This window comes from Arthrobacter sp. 05N33_2 (genome assembly GCF_056397425.1).
Genome location: NZ_JBFTNJ010000001.1, coordinates 479288 through 505088, shown reverse-complemented (window position 1 = coordinate 505088; position 25801 = coordinate 479288). Strand labels below are relative to the sequence as shown.

27 protein-coding genes are annotated in these 25801 nt (G+C 68.0%); 12 read left to right on the top strand and 15 right to left on the bottom strand.

What is annotated here, in order from left to right:
* Positions 1 to 17: 17 nt before the first annotated feature.
* The 3 genes from AC1DHX_RS02345 to AC1DHX_RS02335 all read right to left on the bottom strand — a co-directional run bounded on the left by AC1DHX_RS02345 (position 18) and on the right by AC1DHX_RS02335 (position 3901).
* Positions 18 to 1991 carry a bifunctional sugar phosphate isomerase/epimerase/4-hydroxyphenylpyruvate dioxygenase family protein gene (locus AC1DHX_RS02345; RefSeq protein ID WP_476859622.1) on the bottom strand — a complete coding sequence of 658 codons (1974 nt, stop codon included), beginning with the start codon at positions 1989 to 1991 and terminating at the stop codon, positions 18 to 20.
* Positions 1991 to 2872, bottom strand: a complete 882-nt coding sequence (locus AC1DHX_RS02340; protein WP_230007572.1) for a shikimate dehydrogenase — start codon at positions 2870 to 2872, stop codon at positions 1991 to 1993. The genes AC1DHX_RS02345 and AC1DHX_RS02340 overlap by 1 nt, the downstream gene beginning before the upstream one ends.
* 186 nt (positions 2873 to 3058) lie before the next feature.
* On the bottom strand, positions 3059 to 3901 hold the full coding sequence (locus AC1DHX_RS02335; protein ID WP_476859623.1) for an IclR family transcriptional regulator: 843 nt from the start codon (positions 3899 to 3901) through the stop codon (positions 3059 to 3061).
* Positions 3902 to 4126: 225 nt separating this feature from the next.
* On the opposite strand from AC1DHX_RS02335, the gene AC1DHX_RS02330 reads away from it, so the two are divergent.
* The gene (locus AC1DHX_RS02330; RefSeq protein ID WP_476859624.1) at positions 4127 to 5443 is read left to right on the top strand and encodes an MFS transporter; all 1317 of its coding nucleotides are present in this window, start codon (positions 4127 to 4129) and stop codon (positions 5441 to 5443) included.
* Positions 5444 to 5569: 126 nt separating this feature from the next.
* Here AC1DHX_RS02330 and AC1DHX_RS02325 read toward each other — a convergent pair whose 3' ends face one another.
* Positions 5570 to 6655: an ATP-dependent DNA ligase gene (locus AC1DHX_RS02325; RefSeq protein ID WP_223914914.1), complete on the bottom strand. Its 1086-nt coding sequence runs from the start codon at positions 6653 to 6655 to the stop codon at positions 5570 to 5572.
* A 337-nt stretch (positions 6656 to 6992) separates the two neighbouring features.
* Here AC1DHX_RS02325 and AC1DHX_RS02320 point away from each other — a divergent pair, with 337 nt between their 5' ends.
* Both AC1DHX_RS02320 and AC1DHX_RS02315 read left to right on the top strand, forming a co-directional pair.
* Positions 6993 to 8726 (top strand): alpha-amylase family protein, encoded by a 1734-nt coding sequence (locus AC1DHX_RS02320; protein ID WP_476859625.1) that lies wholly within the window; start codon positions 6993 to 6995, stop codon positions 8724 to 8726.
* Positions 8727 to 8878: 152 nt separating this feature from the next.
* The gene (locus AC1DHX_RS02315; RefSeq protein WP_018775353.1) at positions 8879 to 9115 is read left to right on the top strand and encodes a hypothetical protein; all 237 of its coding nucleotides are present in this window, start codon (positions 8879 to 8881) and stop codon (positions 9113 to 9115) included.
* Between the two features lie 4 nt (positions 9116 to 9119).
* On the opposite strand, the gene AC1DHX_RS02310 is transcribed toward AC1DHX_RS02315, so the two are convergent.
* From AC1DHX_RS02310 to AC1DHX_RS02300, 3 genes are all read right to left on the bottom strand, one after another.
* Positions 9120 to 9446 (bottom strand): MoaD/ThiS family protein, encoded by a 327-nt coding sequence (locus tag AC1DHX_RS02310; RefSeq protein WP_476859626.1) that lies wholly within the window; start codon positions 9444 to 9446, stop codon positions 9120 to 9122.
* Between the two features lie 15 nt (positions 9447 to 9461).
* Positions 9462 to 10586, bottom strand: a complete 1125-nt coding sequence (locus AC1DHX_RS02305) for a WD40/YVTN/BNR-like repeat-containing protein (RefSeq protein ID WP_476856785.1) — start codon at positions 10584 to 10586, stop codon at positions 9462 to 9464.
* Between the two features lie 78 nt (positions 10587 to 10664).
* Positions 10665 to 10877, bottom strand: coding sequence for a hypothetical protein (locus AC1DHX_RS02300; RefSeq protein ID WP_028277621.1), 213 nt, complete (start codon positions 10875 to 10877; stop codon positions 10665 to 10667).
* Positions 10878 to 11027: 150 nt separating this feature from the next.
* On the opposite strand from AC1DHX_RS02300, the gene AC1DHX_RS02295 reads away from it, so the two are divergent.
* The 4 genes from AC1DHX_RS02295 (at position 11028) to AC1DHX_RS02280 (ending at position 14785) form a co-directional block, all read left to right on the top strand.
* Complete coding sequence (locus AC1DHX_RS02295) at positions 11028 to 11525, top strand: universal stress protein (RefSeq protein WP_476859627.1); 498 nt, start codon at positions 11028 to 11030, stop codon at positions 11523 to 11525.
* 214 nt (positions 11526 to 11739) lie between these two features.
* Positions 11740 to 12099 (top strand): metal-sensitive transcriptional regulator, encoded by a 360-nt coding sequence (locus AC1DHX_RS02290; RefSeq protein ID WP_230012592.1) that lies wholly within the window; start codon positions 11740 to 11742, stop codon positions 12097 to 12099.
* Between the two features lie 67 nt (positions 12100 to 12166).
* Positions 12167 to 12397: a heavy-metal-associated domain-containing protein gene (locus tag AC1DHX_RS02285; protein WP_028277624.1), complete on the top strand. Its 231-nt coding sequence runs from the start codon at positions 12167 to 12169 to the stop codon at positions 12395 to 12397.
* A gap of 87 nt (positions 12398 to 12484) precedes the next feature.
* Positions 12485 to 14785: a heavy metal translocating P-type ATPase gene (locus tag AC1DHX_RS02280; RefSeq protein WP_476859684.1), complete on the top strand. Its 2301-nt coding sequence runs from the start codon at positions 12485 to 12487 to the stop codon at positions 14783 to 14785.
* 26 nt (positions 14786 to 14811) lie between these two features.
* On the opposite strand, the gene AC1DHX_RS02275 is transcribed toward AC1DHX_RS02280, so the two are convergent.
* Both AC1DHX_RS02275 and AC1DHX_RS02270 read right to left on the bottom strand, forming a co-directional pair.
* Entirely contained in the window at positions 14812 to 15084 is a 273-nt protein-coding gene (locus tag AC1DHX_RS02275) for a DUF2277 domain-containing protein (RefSeq protein WP_476856784.1), read from the bottom strand.
* A 118-nt stretch (positions 15085 to 15202) separates the two neighbouring features.
* Entirely contained in the window at positions 15203 to 16156 is a 954-nt protein-coding gene (locus AC1DHX_RS02270) for an EamA family transporter (protein WP_476859685.1), read from the bottom strand.
* A gap of 240 nt (positions 16157 to 16396) precedes the next feature.
* Between AC1DHX_RS02270 and AC1DHX_RS02265 the strand changes: the two genes are divergently transcribed.
* Positions 16397 to 16939: a CGNR zinc finger domain-containing protein gene (locus tag AC1DHX_RS02265; RefSeq protein ID WP_230007185.1), complete on the top strand. Its 543-nt coding sequence runs from the start codon at positions 16397 to 16399 to the stop codon at positions 16937 to 16939.
* 79 nt (positions 16940 to 17018) lie between these two features.
* On the opposite strand, the gene AC1DHX_RS02260 is transcribed toward AC1DHX_RS02265, so the two are convergent.
* The 3 genes from AC1DHX_RS02260 to AC1DHX_RS02250 form a co-directional block, all read right to left on the bottom strand.
* Positions 17019 to 17381, bottom strand: a complete 363-nt coding sequence (locus AC1DHX_RS02260) for a hypothetical protein (RefSeq protein WP_079555031.1) — start codon at positions 17379 to 17381, stop codon at positions 17019 to 17021.
* Positions 17382 to 17464: 83 nt separating this feature from the next.
* Complete coding sequence (locus AC1DHX_RS02255) at positions 17465 to 18058, bottom strand: hypothetical protein (RefSeq protein ID WP_028277630.1); 594 nt, start codon at positions 18056 to 18058, stop codon at positions 17465 to 17467.
* Positions 18059 to 18173: 115 nt separating this feature from the next.
* Complete coding sequence (locus AC1DHX_RS02250) at positions 18174 to 19529, bottom strand: MATE family efflux transporter (RefSeq protein WP_476859628.1); 1356 nt, start codon at positions 19527 to 19529, stop codon at positions 18174 to 18176.
* A 149-nt stretch (positions 19530 to 19678) separates the two neighbouring features.
* Here AC1DHX_RS02250 and AC1DHX_RS02245 point away from each other — a divergent pair, with 149 nt between their 5' ends.
* The gene (locus tag AC1DHX_RS02245; protein ID WP_028277632.1) at positions 19679 to 20113 is read left to right on the top strand and encodes a DoxX family protein; all 435 of its coding nucleotides are present in this window, start codon (positions 19679 to 19681) and stop codon (positions 20111 to 20113) included.
* A 166-nt stretch (positions 20114 to 20279) separates the two neighbouring features.
* Positions 20280 to 21254, top strand: coding sequence for an acyl-CoA thioesterase (locus AC1DHX_RS02240; protein ID WP_476850678.1), 975 nt, complete (start codon positions 20280 to 20282; stop codon positions 21252 to 21254).
* 10 nt (positions 21255 to 21264) lie between these two features.
* On the opposite strand, the gene dnaB is transcribed toward AC1DHX_RS02240, so the two are convergent.
* On the bottom strand, positions 21265 to 22650 hold the full coding sequence (gene dnaB / locus AC1DHX_RS02235) for a replicative DNA helicase (protein ID WP_018775337.1): 1386 nt from the start codon (positions 22648 to 22650) through the stop codon (positions 21265 to 21267).
* Positions 22651 to 23479: 829 nt separating this feature from the next.
* Here dnaB and AC1DHX_RS02230 point away from each other — a divergent pair.
* Together AC1DHX_RS02230 and AC1DHX_RS02225 are read left to right on the top strand one after the other, a co-directional pair.
* Positions 23480 to 23926, top strand: a complete 447-nt coding sequence (locus AC1DHX_RS02230; RefSeq protein ID WP_476850679.1) for a hypothetical protein — start codon at positions 23480 to 23482, stop codon at positions 23924 to 23926.
* A 3-nt stretch (positions 23927 to 23929) separates the two neighbouring features.
* Positions 23930 to 24502 carry a hypothetical protein gene (locus tag AC1DHX_RS02225; protein WP_476859629.1) on the top strand — a complete coding sequence of 191 codons (573 nt, stop codon included), beginning with the start codon at positions 23930 to 23932 and terminating at the stop codon, positions 24500 to 24502.
* Positions 24503 to 24558: 56 nt separating this feature from the next.
* Here the strand turns inward: AC1DHX_RS02225 and AC1DHX_RS02220 are convergent, their stop codons facing one another.
* Positions 24559 to 24996 (bottom strand): TFIIB-type zinc ribbon-containing protein, encoded by a 438-nt coding sequence (locus tag AC1DHX_RS02220; RefSeq protein ID WP_476859630.1) that lies wholly within the window; start codon positions 24994 to 24996, stop codon positions 24559 to 24561.
* Between the two features lie 74 nt (positions 24997 to 25070).
* Positions 25071 to 25700 (bottom strand): FMN reductase, encoded by a 630-nt coding sequence (locus tag AC1DHX_RS02215; protein WP_476859631.1) that lies wholly within the window; start codon positions 25698 to 25700, stop codon positions 25071 to 25073.
* Positions 25701 to 25801 lie beyond the last annotated feature (101 nt).

Sequence of the window (25801 nt, the reverse complement as noted above, 5' to 3'; positions counted from 1 at the left end):
TTGTTGTTCGGATGGGGTCAGGAAGTACGGGTCAGCTGGTGCAGGTGGTCGTACTGGACGGCGTGCCGCACCGGGGCGTTCGGGGCGCCATAGCCGTCGTAGGCACCGCGGCGCTCCACCATTTCGAAGAACACGCTGCCCACCGTGGCGGTGTAGAAGTGCAGGAACTCGCCGTCGGCGTCGCGGTCATAGAGCAGGTTGAGCTCACGGAGCGTGGCCAGGAATTCCGGATCCAGAGCGAACCGGGCGTCGAGGTCCTCGTAGTAGTTCGCGGGGATCTGCAGGAAGTCCAGTCCGCGGTCCCGTGCGGCCCGGGCCGTGGCTACGAGGTCATCCACGGCGAAGGCGATGTGTTCCTGGTAGCCGGGGCGGTGGCCGGTGCCGGCAGTCCCTTCCTGCTGGATCAGCGGGGCCAGGTTCAGCACCAGGCGGACGCCGCGGTCCTGCGTCAGCATCACCTGGGACCGGACCAGCCCGGTGGGGCTGGCCACCTCGGCGAACGGCTGCGGTTCCAGTGCGAGGGCGCTGGTGTAGAAGAGCACGGCCTCGTCGAAGTGCTGCCACGGCTGCGCGAGGTTCACGTGGTCGATCACCGCGCCCGGGTGCTCTGCCGGGTCCGCCGCGGCGACGTCCAGGCCGTCGCCGAATTCCCGGGTCCACGCGGCGGTGCCGTCCGGGCTGCCCTGGCAGAGGAAGATTTCGGTGGAGTCCGGCGCGGCGAAGCCCTGGAAGACTTCCTCGTTGGCCTGGCTCTTGCGCGGCACGGCGGGGGCCTTGAGCTGCCGGGCGCGGGCAGCGGCGATAACGGGAGAGTCGACGTCGAAGCCCAGGGCGGAGATGGCAGGGGCGGCGGGAGCCGGCTGGCCGGTACCGGCGGCAGCGGCCGCCGTGCCGATGGCTGCCGGTTCTTCGTTGATGATCACGCGCGCGTGGCCCATGGTCCACAATTGCACATCCTTCGTGCGATGCCGCCCGTTGAACGCAAACCCCAGCTGGCCCAGCAGGGTTTCCAGTCCGGCGGTGTCACCGGCCCGGACCTCGGCGAAGTTGAAGCCGGCGGGCTCGGCCACGCGGGGAAGCGTGGCAAGCTCCATGGGGTAGCGGCGCCGGGCACCGGACACCGGGCCTGCCGCCCCGCTGGTCATCCCGCCTGCTGCATTCGCCGGGTTTGCCTCGAGCCACGCGGCGCTCTGCTCTTCGAGCCAGATCAGCGACCGCATGGCGTCGACGGCGGTGCGCTCGACGTCGGCCTGGCGGAAGACGTCGTTGAACACTTCCAGTGACACCGGTCCCGTGTAGCCCGCGCGGACCACGTGGCCCATGAACTTGGCGAGTTCGAACTGGCCCTCCCCTGGAAACACCCGGTAGTGCCGGCTCCAGGACAGCACGTCCATGGACAGCTTGGGGGCATCGGCGACCTGGACGAAGAAGATTTTCTCCGGGTCGTAGGCCTCGATCGGCGCGGTATCCCAGTCCCGGGAGAGGATGTGGAAAGAGTCCAGGCAGGTGCCCAGGTTGGGGTGGTCCACCATCCCAACCAGCCGGTGGGCGTGCTCGTAGTCGTTCACGTACTTGCCCCAGGCCAGGGCCTCATAGGCGACCTTGACGCCGTGGTTACCCGCGAGGTCTGCGAGCCGGAAAAGCTGTGCGGCGCGGAGCTCGTCATCGTCGATCGTGGCGGTGCCGACGTTGGAGCAGAGCAGCATGGTGTCCATGCCCAGGCGGGACATGAGCCGGAACTTGGCGTCCGCGCGGCGCAGGTTGGCGGCTAGCAGGTCCTCGGGAACGCTGTCGAAGTCCCGGAAGGGCTGGTAGAGATCCAGGTTCAGGCCGAGGTCGGCGGCCAGCTTCCGGACGTCCTCCGGGCTCAGCGGGGACGTCACGAGGTCCTGCTCGAAGATTTCGACCCCGTCGAAGCCGGCAACGGCGCAGGCCTGCATTTTTTCCCGCAAGGTGCCGGATAGGCAGACGGTGGCGATCCCGGTGCGCATCAGGCGGGCACCTCTTCCGCGGCCACAAGTTCCAGGAAGTGGGAGCGCATGCGGTCGGCGTCGGCCTGGCGCCCGGTGAAGATCCGGAAGGCGTCCGCCGCCTGGCCCACGGCCATCCGGCCGCCGTCGAGCACCTCGCAGCCCTTGGCGCGCGCCTCGCGGACGAGCTCGGTTTCGATCGGCCGGTACACGATGTCGGCCACCCAGTGCCGGGACTCCACGAGGGACATGTCCAGCGGAACCCCCGGATGGGCGGCCATGCCCACGGGGGTGCAGTGCACCAGGCCGTCGGCCTGCGGCATGAGCTGCGGGAGCTCCGCCGTCGTCCGGGCGGTGACGGTCCGGTCCGGGAAGAACCCGGCGAGCTCGGCCGCCCGGGCGGCGGACCGGGCCGCGTCGGTGTCCACGAGGTCCAGCTCGCGGACCCCCGCGGTGAGCAGGGCGTAGGCGACGGCGGAGCCGGCGCCGCCGGCCCCCAGCTGCACCACGCGATCCAGGGTGGCGCCGGGAAGCCCGGAGGCCAGCGCCGCGGCGAAGCCGGAGAAGTCGGTGTTGTGGCCAATGAAGCGGCCGTCGCGGATCACCACGGTATTGACGGCGCCCAGGCGCCGGGCGTCGGCGGAGACCTCATCCAGGTACTCGAGCACGAGCTGCTTGCAGGGGTGCGTGATATTCAATCCGTTGAACCCGAGGCTTCGGGCGCCGGAGAGCAACTCCCCCACGGCCCGGCCGGGCAGGCCGAGTTCGGTGAGGTCGATGGGGCGGTAGAGGTACCGGAGGCCTTGCACGTCGCCCTCGCGTTCATGCATGTAGGGCGTGAGGGAGGGCATGACGCCGTCTCCCACGAGGCCCACGAGGAAGGACTCTGCTCGATTGCTCATCCAGTTTGCTCCTTTAACAACGGCACTCGGCGGGCTGCGACGCTTGCGGCGTCCGCGGCGGGCCGCGTGATAGGGATTACATTACAGACTTTGTTCACATGTTGCACTGTTGTTCGAATGACGAACATATTATTACGGCGCCAGCGTATTTCGGCGCCCGCTTTCATGAAGCCGGCTGGTCGGCCGTCACCGCTGGGGCAGCCGGGCCGACAGCTCGGCGGCCGCCGCCTGCAGCAGCGGCACGAGGGCCACGAGGGCCTCCATGCTCAGGCGGAAGACCGGGACCGCCGTGGCCAGCGAGGCGAAGGCGTGCCCCTGGGCGTTGAAAACCGGGACGGCGACGGCGCGCATGCCGAGTTCGTTTTCCTCATCCATGGTGGCGAAGCCCTGGCGCCGGACCTGCTCGATTTCGGCCCGGAAAGCCTCGCGGTCCGTAATGGAGAGCGCCGTCAGCGGCTCCAGGGGCAGCTCCTCGACGAGCTGGGCGCGGGTGGCGTCGTCGGCGAACGCGACCAGTGCCTTGCCCACCGAGGTGGTATGAAGTGCCCCGAGATGCCCGGGGTCGCTCGTGACCCGGAACGTCTGCGGGCCGTCCACCTTGTTCACCGTCAGGTGGTGGATGCCGTCCCGCACGGAGAGGATGGTCGCCTCACCCGTTTCCTCGGTCACGCGCCGCAGGATCGGCAGCGCCGTACCCGCGAAGCCGTGGTGGTTGGAGACGCGCTGGCCAAGCTGGAAGACCCTCAGTCCCAGGTGGTACCGGCGGCCGTCCGGCTCGTAGTCAACGAAGCCGTCCCGCGTCAGGGAGCCGAGCAGGCGGTAGGTGGTACTGAACGGCAGATCCGCGCGGCGGGAGATCTCCGCGGCGCTGGCGCCCCGCGGCTCGTCGCCCAGGAGGACCAGCAGGCCCAGGGCCTTGCCCACCATGTCCGTCCGCGAGTCCTCCCTGGCGGCCTTGGCAGGCTTCGAAGGGGCTTCCGCCGGATACGCGGAAGCGGCGGGAACATCTGTGGTTTGATTCACACTCATGCATCGATGTTCCCACATAGTGAGAGCTATTTCTAGATGGTGATTATTTTTGTTGACAAGTGACTGCGCTCACAGCCATGATTGCTACATCGCACAAGTAGCTTCCACCATGTGGCTACTAGTCCGGGTCTTTCCACGGACCTCCGGCTGCACCACACTTAAGCAAGCGGCAGCCGAGACCTTCCTGATCCATCCGCGACAACGTCGTCACACCAAAGGAACACCATGAGCCACACTGTCCCGTCCACGACGCCGGGTATAACCACAGGAGGGACGCCGAAGAAGGCGGCCCTTGCCAGCTTCCTGGGCAGCGCCGTCGAGTATTACGACTTCTTCATCTTCGGTTCCGCAGCCGCGCTGATCTTCCCGCATGTCTTCTTCCCCGATGCGGACACCAACGCGGCGATCATGTCGTTCGCCACCTTCGGCTTTGCCTACATTGCCCGCCCGGTCGGCGCCGTTATCCTCGGCCACTTCGGTGACAGGATAGGGCGCCGGAAGGTCCTCATGTTCACGCTGTTGCTGATGGGCGCTTCCACCTTTGCCATCGGCTGCCTGCCGGACTTCAAGACGGTCGGCTGGTGGGCCCCTGTCCTGCTGGTGCTGGCGCGTCTTTGCCAGGGCTTTTCCGCTGCCGGCGAGCAGGCCGGCGCCTCGTCCATGACGCTCGAGCACGCCCCGGACAACCGCCGCTCCTTCTTCACCTCCTGGACCCTGACCGGCACCCAGGGCGGCCAGATCCTTGCCGCCCTCGTCTTCATCCCGGTCCTCGCCCTGCCTGACGACATCAAGTACACGATCGGCTGGCGCATCCCGTTCTGGCTCAGCGCCGTGGTTGTGCTGATCGCGTTCTTCATCCGCCGCACCCTGCACGAACCGCCGGCGTTCGAGGAGGCCCAGAAGACCAAGCAGATCTCCAAGCTCCCCGTCGCGGACCTCCTCAAGAGCCACTGGCGCGATGTCCTCCGCGTCATCGCCTGCGCCTTCATCGCCGCCGTGTCCACCGTCTTCGGCACCCTGGCCATCAGCTACGCCAAGAACGTCGCCGGCGTGGACGGCACCACCACCCTCTGGCTCGTCGTCGGCGCCAACTTCATGGCACTGGGCACCCAGCCGCTCTTCGGCATGCTCGCCGACAAGATCGGCCGCAAGCCGGTCTTCATCTACGGCGCACTGTCCAGCGCAGCCCTGACCCCGGTCTTCCTGCTGAGCCTCGAATCCGGCAACGTCGCGCTGATGTTCCTTGCGGCAATCGGGTTCTTCTCCTTCGGCTACGCTGCGGCCAACGCGGTCTGGCCCTCCTTCTACGCCGAGATGTTCAGCACCAACGTCCGCTTCTCCGGCCTCGCAATCGGCACCCAGCTGGGCTTCCTGATGGCCGGCTTCGCCCCGGCGATCGTGGCGGCCATGGGCGGCATCCAGCCCGGCGGCTGGGTCCAGATCTCCATCTTCACCGCAATCATCTGCCTCATCGCCACCGTCGCGGCGCTGACGGCCAAGGAAACATTCCGGGTCCCCACCAAGCAGCTCGGCCAGCGGTAGCCCCCGCACCGGCAGCGGATCCCAACCGCACTTCCGCACAGCTTTTCCGCACCAACGACGGCGGCCCGTCCCGTTGGGGGCGGGCCGCCGTCGTTGATGCGTTGAGCGGGTCAGCGGGCTAACCGGTTAGCGGGCGGCGCCCAGTACCGCGGCGAGATCGAACTTCACCGGTTCCTCCAGCTGGTCATAGGTGCAGGAACGCGGATCACGGTCCGGACGCCAGCGCAGGAACTGGGCTGTGTGCCGGAACCGTTCGCCCTCCATATGGTCATACTTCACTTCCACCACGCGCTCGGGCCGCAGCGGGGTGAAGGACAGGTCTTTGCCGCCGCTCCACCGGCTTCCCTCGGCCTTCCGCGGAGTGCGCGCCCCCTCCTCCTGCCGGGCCCAGGCCCAGGGGTGGTCGTCAAAACCGGTGACCAGCTCCTGCAGCTCGGCAAACAGCTCCGCGCGCCGGGCCATCGGGAAAGCTCCCACCACGCCGACGTTCGCCAGCACCCCGGCGTCGTCGTAGAGCCCCAGGAGCAGCGAGCCGATCCGGTCTGGACCGGAGGTGTGCACGCGGTATCCGGCGAGCACGCAGTCCGCCGTCCGTTCGTGCTTGACCTTGACCATCGCGCGCTTGTCCGGCTGGTAGCTGCCCTCCAGCGTCTTGGCCACAATCCCGTCCAGTCCGGCGCCCTCGAACTGCCGGAACCAGCGCTGCGCCGTGTCCCGGTCGGAGGTCGCGGCTGTGAGGTGGACCGGCGCCGCGCTGGCTGCCAGTGCGCGCTCCAGCTGCCGGCGGCGCTCGGAGAAGGGTTTGCCCGTGAGATCCTCGTCGCCGAGGGCCAGCAGGTCGAACGCCACGAAGCGCGCCGGGGTCTGTTCCGCGAGCAGCTTCACCCGGCTGGCGGCCGGATGGATGCGCTGCTGGAGCGCGTCGAAGTCCAGCCGGTCACCGGAGGCCGCCACCAGGATGATCTCGCCGTCCACCACGCAGCGTTCGGGCAGCTCCGACTTCAGCGCCTCGACAAGCTCGGGGAAATAGCGCGTCATCGGCTTGCCGTTCCGGCTGCCGATCTCCACCTCGTCGCCGTCACGGAAGATGATGGAGCGGAACCCGTCCCATTTCGGCTCAAAGAGCCAGCCCGTTCCGGCGTCCGGCGACGGCAGGGCCGGCAGTGCTTTGGCCAGCATGGGCGCAATGGGAGGCATCAACGGCAAGTGCATAGCGCCCATTCTTGCGCCGCGGACCCGGGACCGCCAGCCCCACGCTGTGGGTCCTCGCGAGGGGCTCCTCAACTGGGGGCTCCTCGACACGGCCCGGCCCCGGCGGTAAACATGGGTGATGGCTACCATCGGGTTCCACGCCTCGCATGAGCAGATCAGCCCCCGGCGCCTCCTGCAGGACGTTCAACTGGCCGGGCAGGCCGGCTTCTATGCCGCCATGTGCTCGGACCATATTGAGCCGTCGTCCCGCCCGGCAGGGCCACACCTTCGCCGAACACGTCCTCCCCCAGCTCCGCCCGGCGGCGGGACAGGCTCCGGCCGGAACGGACGGTGCGCTGTGAGAATCGCCGAGACCTCGGACCTCTGGTGGAAGAACGCGGTGATTTACTGCCTGGATCCGGAGACGTTCATCGACGGCGACGGCGACGGCACCGGAGATTTCGGCGGACTGATCCAACGGGTGGACTATCTTGCCGCTCTCGGCATCACGTGCATCTGGCTCATGCCCTTCTACCCTTCCCCGGACCGCGACGACGGCTACGACGTCACCGACATGTACGGCGTGGATCCCCGGCTCGGAAGCCTGGGGGACCTGGTGGAATTCATCCGCACCGCCAACGACCGCGGCATCCGGGTGATCGCGGACTTCGTCATCAACCACACCTCCGACCGGCACCCGTGGTTCGTCCAGGCGCGCAAGTCCGTGGACAACCCCTACCGCGACTACTACGTCTGGCGGAAGGACACGCCGCCGGACACCTCGGACCAGGTGGTGTTTCCCGGCGAGGAAACGTCCATCTGGACCCAGGACAAGGCCACCGGTGAGTGGTATCTGCACATGTTCGCCAAACACCAGCCGGACCTGAACGTGATGAATGCCAAGGTGCGGGACGAGATTGCGAAGTCAATGGGATTCTGGCTGCAGCTGGGCCTGGACGGCTTCCGGCTGGACGCGGTGCCCTTCTTCCTGGAGCTGGTCGGCGAGCCCAAGGATGAAGCCGCGAAAATCGACCCGCACCAGTACCTGAGCGCCCTGCGCAGCTTCCTCAACCGCCGCCATGGCAGCGCGGTGCTGCTGGGCGAGGTCAACCTTCCATACAAAGAGCAGCTGAAGTACTTCGGCGGCCCTGCCGGCAACGAGCTGAACATGCAGTTTGATTTCCTCTCCATGCAGAACATGTACCTGTCACTGGCCCGGCAGGACGCCCGGCCGCTGGCCCGGACGCTCGGCAGCCGTCCGAAGATCAATCCCGACAACCAATGGGCCATGTTCGTCCGGAACCACGATGAACTCACCCTGGACAAGCTCAGCGATGCCGAACGCGAGGAGGTCTTCGCGGCCTTCGGTCCGGATCCCGACATGCAGATGTACGGCCGCGGACTGCGGCGGCGGCTGCCCACCATGCTCGGCGGCGACCCGGCCAGGATCCGCATGGTGTACTCCCTGATGTTCTCGCTGCCGGGCACCCCGGTGCTCTTCTACGGCGAAGAGATCGGGATGGGCGAAGATCTGCGCGCGAAGGGCCGCTCGGCCGTCCGCTCCCCCATGCAGTGGGACCACACCGAAAATGGCGGCTTCTCGACCGCCCCGCCGGGGGACCTCGTCGCCCAGCCCGTGGACGGACCATACGGGCCCGCGCGCATCAACGCCGCGGCCGCGAAACGGGATCCCGATTCGCTGTGGAACTTCATCGCGACACTGATCCAGCGGTACCGGGAATGTCCCGAGCTCGGCTGGGGCAGGTTTGCCCTCATCAAGCAGGCCTCACCGGCAGTGTTGCTGCACCGCTGCACGTGGGACGGCTCTACAGTGGTGGTCGCCCACAATTTTGGCGCCGAACCGGCGTCTGTGACGGCCTCGGTGGTCCCGCCGAAAGGCGAGGAAGGCGGCCCGGAGGGTCCGGACGGGAAGGGCGCGGCGGGGCGGTCCTACGCCGGGGCCGTGCTCCGGGACCTGCTCGGCGGCGAGGACATCCCGCTCTCCGACGACGGCGCCTTCGAAGTCCCGCTGGACCGCTACGGGTACCGGTGGTTCCGGGTCGAGCGCCCGGGCGAACGCCAGCTCCCCTGAGGGCGCCCGCAGCCCTGATGGTGGCCGGTATCCGCTGCGCCCCCGAAATCTAACCGGCCCCTTACCGTGCCGAAACGCGGACGCAACATTGGCGCAGGAGACTGGAAGTGCCGGCAAGAGCAGGCACCGACTCCAGTCCAGGAGGCCCCGCCATGTTGAAGGAAGCGAAAGCCCATGTAACCCGCGTCCGCGCGCTCGACCAGCTGCACCGCGGCGACGAGATCGAGGCCCGCCTGCGGGTGGGCCCGAACTACGATGACGTCGTAATCCGCCGCGGCAGCGTTCAGGAAACGGCCCCCGGAATCGGCGTCGTCTGGATCATGGACCGCCACACCGGCATGCGCAAGGCCATCAATGCCGACGAATGCAGCGTCTGGCGGGTCGCCTGAGACATCAGCCTCCGGCCACCGACTGGATGATGAGGACTTCCTGGCCCGGCGCCACGGCAGTCACCAGACCCTGTAGCCGCCGGATTTCATTCCCGTTGACGTATATATTCACGTAACGGCGAACACTTCCGGTCTCGTCCCGCAACCGCCGCGACAGCGCCGGATAGCCCCCGGTCACCGTATCCAGCACCCACTCCACCGTCACCGCTGCCTCGGCGGGCGCAGTCAGGATGGACTGCCCGTCGGCGAGCGGTTGGAGGACGCTGGGCAGGACCACGCTGATCGCCGAGTCTGCCGGCATGGCGTCGCCGCTGATCTCGCCGCTGTTCATGCGCTTTTTACCCCTTCACGCCTGCGCCGGGAGCAGGGCAGTGGAGACCACGGCTGCCCGCACGCACAGCACATCCGGCAGGTGCGAGGCGACCTCGGTAAAGTGTTCTCCCTCGTCAGCGCTGGCGTAGACACTGCCGCCGCGCGTCCCGAAGTAGACGCCCGCAGGCTCCGCGCTGTCGACGCTGGCAGCATCACGGAGCACGGCGTTGTACTCGGCTTCCGGCAGCCCGGCATCGAGCCGTTTCCAGTTGGCGCCGGCGTCATCGGTCCGGTGTACGGCCAGCTTCCCGTCCGGTGGGATACGTTCGCCGTCAGCCTTCAGCGGGACCACCCAGGCGGTACCGGCCCGGCGCGGATGCGTCAGCATCACAAAACCGAAGTCCGCCGGCAGCCCTTCGGCGATCGACTCCCACGATTCGGCCCCGTCGTCGCTGCGGTACACGCCGTGATGGTTTTGCGCGTACAGGCGGCCGTCGACGGCGGCGTCGGCCGCGATCTTGTGGACGCACTGGCCGAATTCCGGGTTGGGATCCGGCATGAAGTACGCGGAAATGCCCTTGTTCCGCGGCTCCCAGGAGGCGCCGCCGTCGAGCGAGCGGTAGACCCCTCCGGTGCTCATGGCGACGTGGACTTTCTCGCCCGTGGGGTCGACGACGATCGAGTGCGCCGCAGCGCCGCCATAGCCTGCGCCCCATTCGCTGCGGTGCGGATGGTCCCAGAGGCCGCGGTTGAGCTCAAAGTGCTCGCCGCCGTCGGTGGATTTCCAGACCGAGATCGGTTCGCAGCCCGCCCACACGACGCCCGGGCGGGAGTCGGCGTCGGGATAGATCTGCCAGATCCGTTCCAGGGCGGCGTCGGTGCCGTCGGGGAACGTGATGGCGCCGTTTTCGGGTTCGGTCCAGGATCCGCCGAGATCATCTGAGTGGAAAACCGTGGGGCCCCAGTGCTCGGAGCGGACCCCCACCAGGATCCGGGTCCTGTCATCGCGGGTATCGATGGCGATGCTGGGCACCTCACTCATCAGAAAATGCGGGCCGGACAGCGACCAGTCCTTCCGGTCCCGGCTGGTCGCCAGCCAAAGGCCTTTCTTGGTCCCGATCGCCAGGACGTAACTCTCTGCAGTAGCCATGGGGTCCATGCAACCATCCCCGCCGGAAGGCCGCAACGGTTTTCTCCCGGCGCCCGCCGGCATGCGCTGCCGCGCCGGTGGCATCTTTCAGTCGACGAACTCCGACTGCGTCTCGATGAAGTCCCAGTCCGCGGCCGTCAATACGGCCGCGCCGGCGGCGGACGGCTCAGCCGGACCGGGCCCGCCGGCATCCGCGATTCCCCGCTGCACGGCCTCGGGCAGTTCAATGGTCCGCAGGTTTTCCCGAAGCCATTCCTTGCTCGCCAAATCCAGATCCAACCACCACATGTAGATCTCCACGGCGGCCACCTCCTCCTGTGTTCTTCAACCGTAGGCCCCACCCCCGGGCTGTTCAAGGGAGGCCGCGGCAAACGGCGCCCGCACCCTCCCGGGCCGGCAGACGGGAAGTAAGCCCCTGTTCAGGGCCGCACGCCGGCGCCAGAATGAAGTATGCCTGACGACTCCGCCCACGGCCCGGCGCCCCTCGTGGTGGGTGTGGTTCCGGGACAGCATCCGGAAGTGCTGCAGACGGCGGCATCCCTCGCGAAGTCCCTCGCCGCGCCCTTGATCTGCGCCTACGTGGACGAGGCCAGCTACCTCGTGGAGTGGGACCCGGCGCGGTCCGCGCACCGCCTGTCCCTGCACCCGGACGCGGACGACGCCCGGATCCGGGCCACCGCCCAGGAGCTGCGTTCCGCTGTTGAGGCACTCTGCGTTCCCCTGGGAATCGACTGGACGCTGCGCACCCTGGCCGGGGATCCCGCCCGGGCGATCGGCAGGCTGGCCGCGGACACCAACGCATCCATGATCGTGGTGGGGACCCCCGAACGCGGCATCGGCCACCGCATCTCCGCCGCACTGAACGGCTCCGTGGCGGCATGGCTCAGCCACCATCAGGAACGTCCGATCCTGATGGTTCCGGGCGTCGCTCCAGCAGGAAGAAAATAAAGCGAAAGTACTTATTCAGAGCGCTGGTGTTACCCCACTACCGGCGAGTAAGCTCGATCTGTAGGCCGGAGGAACGGCCTACCCCAAAGCTGCTCCGGAGTGCGTATCCCCCAATAACGCACTCCGGAGCTCTTTGTTTTACCCAACATTCCACATGCTGCTGCGGCCGGGCCGCGGGCTTGAAACATACCCCTAGGGGGTATATGTTGAGGGCATGAGCGAGTCAGAAGTCCCCGGCACGGCACGTCTGGACACTGTTCCCCTTGACGCCCCGCCCCATGAACACGGCTACACGTCCAACAAGGACGCCTACCTTCGCCGTCTCAAGCGGATCGAAGGGCAGGTCCGCGGCATCGCCCGGATGGTTGACGAGGACAAATACTGCATCGACATCCTCACCCAGGTCGCCGCCGTCACCAAGGCCCTGCATGCCGTGAGCCTCGGGCTCGTCGAAGAGCACATCGGCCACTGCGTTGTCGGCGCCGCCGCCGAGCCAGACCCGGAGCTTCGGGCGGAGGCCATCGATGTCAAAGTCAAGGAGGCCACCGATGCCATCGGACGCCTGCTCCGCTAGTACCCGTACCACCCACCACACCACCGGGCCGGGGAACCACACCCGGCCCAGCGACAAGGAGGACCTCATGGCCCCCGTTTCCACCACCGTCAACGTTTCCGGCATGACCTGCGGCCACTGCGTGTCCTCTGTCAGCGAAGAACTTGAGGCGCTCTCCGGCGTCGAAAAGATCGACGTCGACCTCAACGCCGGCGGCATCTCCACCGTCACGATCACCTCCAACGAAGCACTGTCCTCCTCCGAAATCGGCGAGGCAATCGCCGAAGCCGGCTACCTCGTGGTCGCCAGCGAAGCCTGAGTGACAACAGCCCCGGGCGGGCGCAGACACCGGAACGGCAGAAAACCAATCGAGCGGGAAAAGAAGGGCGCCGTGAGCAGCGAGCAGTTGTTGGACCAGCAGTTGTTGGACCAGGCCGGGAGCCGTGTCATTGACCTCGATATCGAGGGCATGACGTGCGCCTCCTGCGTCAACCGGGTCGAGCGCAGGCTCGGAAAGATCGACGGCGTCGAGGCCAGCGTCAACCTGCCCCTCGAGTCCGCCCGGGTCAGCGTCCCGGCGGACATCACCGATGACCAGATCACGGCCACTGTCGCGGCCGCGGGCTACAGGGCCACGGTCCGGTCCGCCAGGTACCCGGGCACGCCGGTGGAGGACGCAGGACTCCCGGCCGGCACCGAATTTCCGGCCGGCACAGCCGCACCCTCGCTTCGCCCGCGGCTGGTTGTGGCGGCCGTACTCACGGTCCCGGTCTTCGCGATCTCGATGATCCCGGCACTCCAGTTCCCGAACTGGGGCTGGGTGGCCGCGATCCTGGCCCTGCCGGTAGTTGCCTGGGCGGCGTGGCCGTTCCACCGCGCCGCGGCCATCAACGCGCGGCATCTGGCCTCGACCATGGACACCCTGGTGTCCATCGGCGTGATTGCCGCCTACTCGTTCTCGGTCGGGCAACTCCTTGCCGACCCGGGCATGACCGAACATCCCGCAGCGGAGGGCATGGGCTCCGGCGGCCTGTATTTCGAGGTCGCATCCGTGGTCACCACGTTCCTGCTGCTCGGCCGCTACCTCGAGGCCAACGCCAAACGGAAGGCGGGCGACGCCCTCAAGGCCCTCCTGGACCTGGGGGCCAAGGACGCTACGGTGCTGCGCGGCGGCACCGAGCACAAGATCCCGGCCGACCAGCTGGCCCTCGGAGACGTGATCGTGGTCCGCCCCGGCGAGAAGATCGCCGCCGATGGCGTCGTCATCGACGGCGCCTCTGCGGTGGACGCCTCCCTCGTGACCGGCGAATCCGTGCCCGTGGAAGTCGGCCCGGACAGCCAGGTCACCGGGGCCACCATCAATACCTCAGGCCGGCTCCTGGTCCGTTCCACCCGCGTCGGGTCCGAGACCACCCTGGCCCAGATGGGCAGGCTCGTCTCCGCGGCGCAGACCGGAAAAGCACCCATCGCCCGGCTCGCCGACCGCATCAGCGCCGTCTTCGTACCGGTCGTCCTGGTCATCGCCGCCCTCACCTTCGGGGCCTGGCTGATTGCGGCCGCACCGGCCGTCAGCGCCGGCGAGGTCCGGGCCGCCTTCACCGCCGCCGTCGCCGTGCTGGTCATTGCCTGCCCCTGCGCCCTCGGGCTGGCCACGCCCGTCGGACTGCTGACCGGGACCGGGCGGGGCGCCCAGCTGGGGATCCTGATCAAGGGTCCGCAAGTCCTCGAGGACACCCGGACGGTGGACACGATCCTGCTGGACAAGACCGGGACCGTCACCACCGGCCGCCTTGCCGTGGACGGCGTCCAAAGTTTCGGGCCGCACAGCGAAGCCGAGGTCCTGCGCCTGGCGGGGGCTGTGGAAAACGCCTCCGAGCACCCGATCGCCCGGGCCATCGCCGCTGCGGCGTTGGGCGCGGCGGCGCGCGTGAACAACGACGGCGCGGGCCTCCCCGCCGTCGCCGGCTTCCGGTCCGCACCCGGCGGCGGAGTCGATGGCACGGTCGAAGGACGGCGCGTGGTCGCGGGGCGCACCGGCTGGCTGTTGGAGTCCGGCGTCGCTCCGGCCCCGGCTCAGCGCGAGGCGCTTGGTGCTGCCGAAGACTCCGGCGCCACGGCCGTCTGGGTTGCCGTGGACGGCGAAATCGCCGGAATCATCAGCCTGCGGGACACCGTTAAGCCCGGTTCCGCGGCCGCAGTTACCCGGCTCCGGGAGCTCGGGCTCCGGCCGATCCTGCTGACCGGCGACAACGCCACTGTGGCTGCCCAGGTGGCGGCCGCCGTCGGGATCAGCCCGCGCGACGTCTTTGCCGGTGTGCTCCCGGCGGGCAAGGTTGAGGCCGTGCGGACGCTGCAAGCGGCCGGCGCCACTGTGGCCATGGCCGGGGACGGCGTTAACGACGCCGCGGCGCTGGCGCAGGCGGACCTGGGCATCGCCATGGGTTCCGGCACCGACGTCGCCATCGAGGCAGCCGATCTGACGGTGATGGGCAACGACCTCGGACAGGTGGCACAGGCGATCGAGCTTTCCCGCCGAACGCTCGGCACCATCAAGACGAACCTCTTCTGGGCCTTCTTCTATAACGCCGTGGGCATCCCGGTGGCAGCCCTGGGCCTGCTCAACCCGATGATCGCCGGCGCCGCCATGGCCGCCAGCTCCGTGCTGGTGGTGGCCAACTCGCTGCGGCTGCGCAGCTTCGGAAAGTAGTCAGGCCTTGGGCCGGGCGCCCCGCCTCAGGCCGCGCCATAGCGGATGGCAGCCCTGGCTTTGGCTTTGGCCGCTTCCTCCCCGCGGTCCTTTGACGGGGCGTGGGTCACCAGGGAGTCGAGGAGGTGCTGCGTCGCATGGGCAATCTCATGCACAGCCCGGTTGAAGGCCTCCTCGTTGGCCTTGGACGGCTTGGTGCTGCCACTGATCTTGCGCACGTATTGCAACGCGGCGGCCTCCACCTCCGCGGTGGTGGCGTGGGGTTCAAAATTGTGGAGGGTCCGGATATTTCGGCACATATCTCCATGCTAAGGGCCTTGTGGTGATTGAGGCAGGGTTAGGCGCGTTGTAGGCTGTCGGCCGATTGGGATTCCTTCGGCCCGGGAAGGAGGTGCCCGGGCCCGAACGGACAACCGACTACGGCACGGGCTCGCAGTCGTTCGCGTGGTCCAGCGCTGCCGCGCCGGTGCCGGACGGGGCCCGGAGCTCGTCCAGCCGGACCAGCACCACCCCGCCGACGATCAGCAGGCCGCCCAGGAGCTGGATGGGTCCGGGCAGTTCGCCGAGGAGCAGCCACGCCCAGATGACGGCGAACAGCACCTCGGTGAGCGAGACAAAGGACGCGACTTTCGAGCCGAGTGCCCGGGCGGCGACAATTCCGGACACGTACGCCACCACCGTGGCCAGGACCACGAGGCCGCCCAGCGCCACCCACCACGGGGTGATCCAGGCCCCCAGGCGGGTGTCGGCCGTGCTGAAGGCCATCGGCAGCAGCCCGGTTGCCGCGGCGAGCCACATGACGATGGCGCCCACCATGAGCCCGCCGGAGGCCAGAAGGATGGGCGGCAGGGTGTCGTTTTCCTTGGCCGTGATGAAGAAATAGATGGCCAGGCACACCGCGGCCGCGATCCCCCACAGCACCCCGATGAGGTCGACTTTGACGGCTCCGGTGAGGTCCAGGACCAGGATCAGCCCGCCGAGGGACAGGAGGGTGCCGGCAATCGTCAGTGGCCGCGGCCGTTTCCGGCTGGCGGCCCACAGCCAGAGGACGATCAGCACCGGCGCCAGGTACTCCAGCAGCAGGGCGACGCCGACCGAGAGCCGGGATACGGCGTTGAAATAGAACAGCTGGCAGGCGGCGACGCCGATGAATCCGAACAGCAGCAGGGTCAGCCAGTTGTCCCGGAGCTGGTGCCAACGCCCGCGCAAGGAGGGAATGGCGAAGACGGCCAGAATCAGGGCCGCACCGGTAAGCCGGGCCGTGACGGCCGCCCCGGGAGTCCAGCCCGTTTCCAGGAGCGCCTTGGCGAATGATCCGGAGAGCCCGAACACCGCGGACGAAAACAGGGCGACGCCCAGGCCCGATGCCATGAACCCTGATGGTGCGGCGGCCGGCGTAGTGCTCTGCCTGGCGGCCTGCTTGCCTCCCCGTTTGCCTTCGAGTTTGCTTCCCTGCGGGGTGCCGCCCGGTTCGGAGGCAGACCGCTGGGCGGCTAGGTCTCGGACCGGCGTGGCGACGGGGCGCTGGGGGGCAGACACGGGCATTCTCCTGTCAGGAGTAAAGTAGGGTTATGCTCATGACATTACGCCCCGGCAAGGTAAGGAGTCAAGATGGTTTTTGCCCCTGACACGGAAGTTGCCCTGCGTTCTGTGGTCAACCTCATCAACACCGCGGCCAACGGTGAGGAACATTTGGCCACGGTCAGGGATCTGGATGCCTTCCTGGAGGCCGAGGGCTTCACCGGTTCCCGCACCCGGGACGGGGCCGAGCTGGCCAGCGTGCGGCGGCTCCGCGGCGAGCTCGCCGAGCTCTGGCAGGCCGAGGAGTCGGCAGCCGCGGGAACCGTGAACCGGCTGCTCCGGGAGGCCCGGGCGCTGCCCCAGCTGGTCAAGCACGAACCCTGGGACTGGCACCTGCACGCCACCACCCCGGAGGCGCCGCTGGCCGACCGGATGAGTACGGAGGCGGCCATGGCGATCGTGGACGTGATCCGCAGCAAGGAAATGGACCGCCTGCTGGTGTGCGCCGCGGACGACTGCGACGCCGTCGTGCTGGACCTGAGCCGCAACCGTTCGAAGCGCTACTGCGACACGGGAAACTGCGCCAACCGCGCGCACGTGGCCGCGTACCGGGCCCGGAAAGCCGCGTCCTGACGCCGAAGGTGCCGGCGGGAGGGGCCCGCGGTGTCGGGCCTCAGGCCGGCCTGTCGGGCCTCACCGTGAGGCCTCGTTGCTAGGCCTGCGGGCCGCTGTCACGGGAATCGCCGGGGCCGGCCTCGGGCCGGGGCTGCGCTGACGGGCCGCCATGGCCGGAGGGCGTGCGCTTGGAACTGAGGTTGACGCCGGAACCCTTCCCCAGGTCAGCGGGATTCTCCTTGTGGCTCATGGCCAGCATGGCGGCCACCACCAGGATCACAATAAAGGCGATGCCGGCGCCGGTGAGCGCCAGATCGAACCGGGGCGAGCGGGCGCTGCCGCCCGAGGCGAAGATCAGGACGCCGAAGAAAACCACCACGGCCCAGAACGCGGAGAACATGAGCGGTCCCTTGACCGAGGTCCGCAGGCTGCGGGGCGCTCCGGGTTTCTGCTGTGCCAAGGTGTTTTCCTCCTGCAGCCCGCGCAAATAGCGTGGCTGTCTTGTTACCGCGATTGTTCTACGCCGGGTAGAACCTGTCGGTACTAGTTTACGGCCTCCGCGGAATCGCCCGGAGCATCATGGCGCAGGGTCAGTCCGGACAACATCCACAGGACGCCGCTGATGATGGCCCCGCCGCCGGCAACGCCGAGGAGGGCATGCGGGCCGAGGCCGATGAAGAACGGCAGCGCGATCGCAGTGCCCAGTCCGATCACGCCGGAGGCGATCCAGTCACGGGCCAGCACGGACCGGCCGCGGCCACGAATGCCCGCGAACAGCTCCGCGGCGCCGGCCACGCCCAGGCCCAGGGCCGCGATGGTTCCGAAGACGAGCGGGGCGGGGATCAGGGCCACGGCCGCGCCGGCTCCGGCCAGGGCTGCCCCGCCGGCGGAAAGGACTCTGCCAGCGCCTTCCCGCGGGGGGAATCCGGTCTTGGGTACGGTCCAGATCATCACCACACCGGTGGCCAGCAGGTAGAGGCCGCCGGCCCAGCCCATGCCCGATTCTGGCGGCGCCGCCCAGAACACGGTGACCGCGCCAAACACGAGCGCGACGGCCGCCCTGACAAGCACGGGCTTGAAGAGGTCGGCCGCGGCGCGGATGGCAGGGGTCGCGTCAGGCGCTGCGGGAAGAGTCACCCGTCCAGTTTAGTGCGAAGCCGCGGCTTCGCACGCCTGCCGGAAGTACCGGCCCAGTGCGGGCCCGGCGGCGGTTCGCGCCAGGGGGCGCGCTTGGCGCGCGCCCAGCCCGCACTCACCGCGCGCCGAGCACCAGCCACCGGTCCGTCCTGGCCCGGAGGCCCAGCGTCAGCGCCCGCGCCGCCATGTAGCCGAGTGAGAACGCGGCCCACAGCCAGAGCAATCCCGCGCCGGCACCGGCGCCGGAATAAAGCACGGCCAGCAGCAGCGGCAGGTAGGCAGCGAGGTTGACGACGCCGGCGATCGCCAGGTAGCGGGCGTCGCCCGCGCCGATGAGGACGCCGTCAAGGACGAAGACGTACCCGGCCAGCGGCTGCCCGGCGGCGAGCACCCAGAGGGCGAGGGTGAGTGCCGCCCGGACTTCGGCGTCGGGTGTGAAGAGGGCGCCCGCCCACGGTGCCGCGGCTGCCAGAAGGATTCCGGTCAGGACGCCGAAGCCGACCCCCCACCGGGTCATGGTGCGCGTCAGCGCTCGTGCCGCCACCGGCCGGGCCGCGCCGAGTTCCTTGCCGATCAAGGCCTGGGCCGCGATCGCGAGGGCGTCGAGGGCGAAAGCGAAGAACGTGAAGATGGTCATGGCCAGCTGATGCGCGGCGAGATTGACCGGCCCCTGGGCGGTGACCACCACTACCGTGGCGAGAATCGCGATCCGCAGGCTGAGCGTGCGCAGCATCAGCCAGGAACCCACCCCGGTCAGGGCCCGGATGCCACGCCAGTCCGGCCGCAGGGACACCCCGTTGTTGCGGGCGTTGCGCCGGACGATCAGCACATAGACGGCCGCCATGGCCCACTGCGCGATGCTCGTGCCCACGGCCGAGCCGGTCACGGACCAGCCCAACCCGTAGACGAGGACCAGGTTCAGCGCGATGTTCAGCGTGAAACCCGCGGCGGCGACGATCAGCGGGGTCCGGGTGTCCTGGAGTCCGCGCAGCACCCCGGTGCCCGCGAAGATGAGCAGCATCGCCACGAGGCCGGGCATGGACCCGCGCAGGTAGTCCACGGCAAAGGCATGCACCTCGCCGTCGGCGCCCATCAGGTCCAGGAGCGGGCCCGCGGCCAGGAACCCGGCGACCGCAAGGGCGAGTCCGAGCAGCAGCGCCAACCAGATGCCGTCGCGCCCGGCGGCGAGGGCTTTGGCCAGCTGGCCGTTGCCGATGGCCCGCGCCACTGCCGGGGTGGTGGAGTACGCGAGGAACACCATCAGTCCGACTGCCGTGTGCAGGACCGCCGATGCCAGCCCGACGCCGGCCAGTTCGGCTACGCCGAGATGGCCCACAATGGCCGAATCCGCGAGCAGGAACAGCGGCTCGGCGATCAGGGCGCCGAAGGCCGGCACTGCCAGGCGCAGGATTTCCCGGCGCTGCCCGGTAGTCGGCGGCGGCGCGGTGGACAGCTGAGGGGAAGGTTGCACGCGTTAACCCTAGCCGGGCCGTTGAATCGACCCAGCGCGTCATTTAGTTGACATTTCAACTAAATGTCCGGAAGACTGGATCTTGAACGCAACCGAAGCCGCGGCGGCTGAGAGCCGCGACGCCCCCTACTTACGAAACGGTATTTCCCATGAACCAGCCCGCCCTGACCACCTCCGCCCGAACCATCCTGCGCGTCATCGCCGGCTTCCTTTTCGCCGCCCACGGCTGGCAGAAGTTCAATGAATTCACGATCGCAGGCACCCAGGCCGCCTTCACCCAGATGGGTGTTCCGGCAGCCCAGGCGGTGGCTCCCGTCGTCGCGACCCTCGAGCTCGTCGGCGGTGTCGCGCTGATCCTGGGCGTGCTCACCCGCGTGTTTGCGGTCCTCCTCGCACTGGACATGCTCGGCGCCCTGTTCATGGTCCACGCCTCCGCCGGCGTCTTCGTCGCAACCGGCGGCTATGAACTCGTCCTGATCCTGGCGGCCGCCGCCGCAGCCGTGGCACTCGTCGGTGCGGGCAAGTTCTCCGCCGACCGCGCCCTCTTCGGCCGCGCCGACTCGAAGCTCCGCGTCCTGGCCTAAGGCATCCATGGCATAGCTCACGGCCTGGAGCGCGACGGCGGGCGGTCACCTTTTGGTGGCCGCCCGCCGTCGTGTGTCTCCGGGTTATGGCGTGGTTGTGGCCTGCAGGAGAGCGATTGTGTCGCTGGCCGGCCGCGCCTGCCGGGCCAATCAGTAAACTCACAACATGAGCGAGAACGCGCCCAATTCCGTGACCCTGCGCTTCCTGGCGGCCCCCACCGATGTCGGCCACAGCGGCTCGGTCGACGCCGGCACCGTGCTCGAGTGGGTGGACAAGGCGGCCTATGCCGCCGCCGTCGGCTGGGCAAAGTCCTACTGCGTGACGGCCTACGTGGGGAACATCCACTTCGCGGACCCGGTCAACAGTGGCGACATGGTGGAGGTCGAGGCCACGATCGTGTACACCGGGCGGTCCTCGATGCATATCCGCACCGTGGTGTCCTCGGGCGATCCGAAGGGCGGCCCCGCCACCATGCGCAGCCAGTGCATCGTGATCTTCGTGGCCGTGGGCGCGGACGGCAAGCCCATACCGGTGCCGCAGTTCGTCCCTGAGACGCCGGACGAAATCGAACAGCGGGACCACGCGCTGGCCCGGATCAAGGTCCGCGAGGACATCGTGGAGGCCATGAGCGGACAGGAATATACCGACGCCGGCACGGCCGAGAGCGTGGTGCTGCGGTTCATGGCCGCGCCCACGGACGTGAACTGGGGCGGCAAGGTGCACGGCGGCATCGTCATGAAGTGGATCGACGAGGCTGCCTATGTCTGCGCCTCCCGCTACTGCGGCAAGGACACCGTGGCCGTATTCTCCGGCGGCGTCCGGTTCTACCGGCCGCTGCTGATCGGCCACGTCGTAGAGGTGGAGGCCCGTCTGGTCTACACCGGCACCAAGGGCATGCACATCGCCGTCCACGTCCGCTCCGGAGACCCCAAGGGGCGCGAGCTGAACCTGACCACGTACTGCCTGACGGTCATGGTCGCCCGCGACGAGACCGGCACCTCGGTCCCGATTCCGCAGTGGGTGCCGGTGTCAGCGGAGGATATCCGGCTGCACGCCCACGCCCGCGAACTGCTGGAAATCCGCGGCCGGGCCCCGGGGAACCGGCTGCCCAACCACCTGCTCGCGGCCCGCGACCACTAGCCGGGCGGGGCTAGAAGCCGCCGCCACCGCCGGCGTCGGCGGCCATGTTGGCAAACCGCGAGTAGTGGCCCTGGAAGGCCACCACAATGTCTTTTGTGGGGCCGTTACGGTGCTTGGCGATCAGGATGTCCGCCTCGCCCGCGCGCGGGGACTCCTTGTCATAGACGTCTTCGCGGTGCAGCAGGATCACCATGTCGGCATCCTGCTCGATGGAGCCGGATTCGCGCAGGTCCGAGACCATGGGGCGCTTGTCCTGGCGCTGCTCGGAGCCACGGTTCAGCTGCGACAGCGCGATCACCGGCACCTGGAGTTCCTTGGCCAGGAGCTTCAGGGCACGGGAGAACTCGGAGACTTCCTGCTGGCGGGATTCCACTTTCTTGCCCGAGCTCATGAGCTGCAGGTAGTCCAGGATCACCAGTTTGAGGTCATGCTGCTGCTTCAGGCGCCGGCACTTGGCCCGGATCTCCATCAGCGACATGTTGGGGCTGTCATCGATGAACAGCGGCGCATCGTTCATCCGGCCCATGGTGGTGGCAATCTTGGACCACTGCTCGTCCTTGATGGTGCCCTTGCGGAGGTCCTGGAGACCGATCGTGGCCTCGGCGGACAGCAGGCGCATGGCGATCTCGTTGCGGCCCATTTCGAGGGAAAACATGACGGTCGCAAGGTTGTTCTTGATGGCGGCCGAGCGGGCGAAGTCCAGCGCGAACGTGGACTTGCCGACGGCCGGGCGGGCGGCGATGACGATCATCTGGCCGGGATGCAGGCCGTGGGTGAGTTCATCGAGCTCGTAGAAGCCGGTGGGTACACCCACCATGCCCTCGCCGCGGTGGCCGGAGGCCTCGATCTCGTCCACGGTGGATTCCATGACGTCCTTGAGGACCACATAGTCCTCCGCGGTCCGGCGTTCGGCGACGGCGTAGACCTCGGCCTGGGCCTGGTTGACCAGGTCTTCGACCTCGCCGTCCTGTCCGTAGCCGAGCTGGACGATCTTGGTGCCGGCGTTGACCAGGCGGCGCAACACCGCGCGTTCGCCCACGATTTCAGCGTAGTAACCGGCGTTGGCCGCCGTGGGGACCGTCTGGATGAGTTCGTGCAGGTAGGCGGGTCCGCCGATCCTGTTGATTTCGCCGCGCTTGGTCAGCTCGTCCGAGACGGTCACGGCGTCGGCGGGCTCGCCGCGGCCATAGAGGTCGATGATGGCCTCGTAGATGGTTTCGTGCGCCGGACGGTAGAAGTCCTGGCCACGCAGGATCTCGACGACGTCTGCGATGGCGTCCTTGGACAGCATCATGCCGCCCAGGACTGACTGCTCCGCGGGGATGTCCTGCGGAGGCTTGCGGCTGCCCTCGGCTCCCCGCGTACCCTCGACTGAGTCCAGATGCGTAACTGACAAAACTGCCGTCCTTCATTGTGTGCCGTGGCGGATGTCCGTTCGCCGCGGCGCGTAAGCACTGCGCCTTATGCCCAATGCCCTCGTACCCAGTGCTTTACAGCCAAGCGCCGTATCCCGGCGGGTCAACGCCCAGCCGCGGCGGTGCTCAACGGCCGTGATGCCGAACTGCTGTCATTGCGGAGCTGTGATTGCGAACTGCTGTGATTCCGAACTGCTGTGATCCCGAACTGCTGTGTTGCCGAACTGCTGTGATGCGGGCGGCAAAACCCGGCACATGCCGGCCGCTCTATTCTTACCAGTCAGCTCCGACAGTTCGCGCCGGACCAGCAACCGCCGTTATCCACAGTGCTGGTGCGGCCGCAGGGCGCCGGATCCCGGAGCCGGTGTCCTGGTGGGCACCATCCGGCGACCGCAGGTTTTTCCGCTTCCCACGCCCGATATCCTGCTACGTTATCCGCCGCCGGGGCAGGCACCAACCCGGCCGCTCCGCTGCCCTGTGGATAACCTGTGCACTAGTGCCTGATGCTTGTGCACAGTCTGTGGGTAGAGCTGTGGATAGAAAAAAAGTTAAGCCTGTAATCAGTGCTTGACCTGCGGAAATGTTGCATTCATCTTGTGGACACACAACAATTTCCGCCAAGCTTCATCCACAGCCTGCACCTTGGAGCTGGGGATACGATGCGGCACAGGAGGCCACATTTGCCGCCCGATACGCACATTTTGTGACCGGATTCATTCCCGCCGAGCCGAATTGACGCCAGCAGCGGCGCACTGTACGCGAGGTGCGGAACATGCTGTGGATAACCGCAATCTGGCATAAGCTCTAATCATGGGCGATGTACTGATAGTCATGTTGCCTGCCCTCATCCTCGCGGCGGTGCTCTGGGCGGCGGTCACGGCGTTGAAGCCGCGGAACCACGGCATCTCAGATGCCGAGCGTTACCAGCAGGAACTGGCGCTCAAGTCCCAGGCCCACTACGCGGCACAGGTCCGGGCTGCCGAGGCCTCCCGCGCCCGGATTGAAGCTACCACGCGCCCCAGCCAGAACTCCCAGCAGCAATCGCAGCAGGCCGACCACGCCCGCTCCGCCCTTTTGGGCCGGGACAGCTCCGGCCACCAGGATGCGTTGTCCGCCATTGGACACCTGAGCCCACAGCTCCTCTTGCAGCTCCAGTCGCTGGCCCACGACGGCCACAAGACGAAGGCCGTCCGGCTGCTGCGGCAATCGACGCGCTCGGACCTGAAGACCGCAAAGAATTACGTAGATCGGCTCTAGCACATGGACTCCCTGCTCATTCCCGTACTGATCCTGGTGCTCGTGGCCGCCGCCGTACTGCTGGCGATACGGGCGTGGAGCCGCCGCGGCGAACGCACCATGCCGGCACCAGCGCCGCAGCCGGACCCCAACTCCGCGGAGCTGGCCCGGACGGCGGCCGCCAGGCTCACCGAGGACCAGCACCGGCAGCTCTACGCGCTGATCGCGCAGGGGCAGGCCATGACCGCCATCAAGGTCTACCTCGAGGCCACAGGCGAGGGCCTACGGGCGTCCCGCGACGCCGTCGCGGCGCTGGCAGCCCACCCCCAGCCCTTCCGCGCCCCTGAGCCGGCGCCGGCGGCCGTTCCGGACGACGACGACGTGCCCCAGCGGTTCTCGTACCGCTACCGCGCGATCGCCAGCAAGGGCGATGTCACCCGCGAGGTGAGCAGCAACATGCTCAATGATGAGATCTACGGGAGGATCCGCACCCTGGCCAAGAGCGGCGACACCGAGGCCGCAGCGACCGCCCTGACCCGCCACTCGGATATTTCCATGAAACAGGCCCGGGAATTCATCGCACTGCTTGGCGACTGAGCCCCGCGGGGCCCGCGCCGGCTCCGGGCCACCGGCACGGCCGGGGCCCGGCAGGGCTAGAAGTCGAACAAGTCCCCCAGCCAGCCTTCCTTCTTCTTCGGACGACGGCGGTCATCGTAACGCGGCTGCTCATACCTGGACTGGTCGGGACGCGGACGGTCGCGGCGGTCATCGTACCGGCGCTCGTCATAGCTGCCGTCATCCGGACGCCGGTCGTCCCGGCGCGGGTCGAGGTTGTACAGCGGCGGCGGAATATGGCCAGCCGCCGCAGGTGAAAACTCAGCAGGTGGAAACGCCGCAGGTGGGATCGCTGCCGGCGGCACGGGTGCGGCGGGGACGCCGGCTTTCGGGCCCAACGACTCTGCCGCACGGTCGATGATCTTGTCCAGCTCTCCCCGGTCCAGCCACACTCCGCGGCATTGGGGGCAATAGTCGATCTCCACGCCGCTGCGTTCACTCATGATCAGGTCAATAGAATCCACGGGACACTTCATGTCCCGGACAACGAGCGGGCGGCCGAAAAGGTTCGGACGGAGCTGCGGGCCCGGAAGCCCGGCGCCGGGCAGACCTACCGCTGGGCAGCGATCCCGGCCAGCAGCTGCTCAAACGGCAGGGACTCCAGCGCGGCCGGCTTCTGCTGCGGCCCTGAGTCCTGCAGCAGGGCGACAAACTCCCCCGCCGCCCGGTCCACGCGCACCGACAGTGGCGAGCCGCCGTCGTCGTTGTTGTTTCCCCAGTCCTGCGGCCCGGCGAAAACCGCGGTGGCGGCGATCCGGGTGCGCAGGTAGGTGAACAGCGGCCGCATCGCGAAGTCCAGCACCATCTGGTGCCGGTCCGTGCCGGCGGTGGCCCCGATCAGCACGGCCTTGCCTTCGAGCGCCTTGGGATCGAGCACGTCGATGAAGGACTTGAAAAGCCCGCTGTAGGACGCGCTGAACACGGGGCTGACGGCGATCAGGCCATCAGAGGCCTGGACGCCGGCAATCACTTCGGCGAGCCGCGGAGCCGCATACCCGGTTACAAAGTTGTTGGCGATGTCCACGGCGAGGTCCCGCAACTCCAGGACCTCGATGTCCACGGCGTAGCCGGCCGCGGCAAGCTGCCGCTCGGCCGAGGCCGCCAGCTGGTCCGCGAGCAGGCGGCTTGAGGAGGGGACGCCGAGTCCGGCGGAGATAACGGTGATACGGCGGGTTTCCACGGAGTGCTCCTAAGTTGAATCCTGGTCAGCAACGCGACTACATGCGTTTGCATCTACCTTTAGAAGCGGCGGGATAGGGGATTTATTCCCGGCCACCCTCC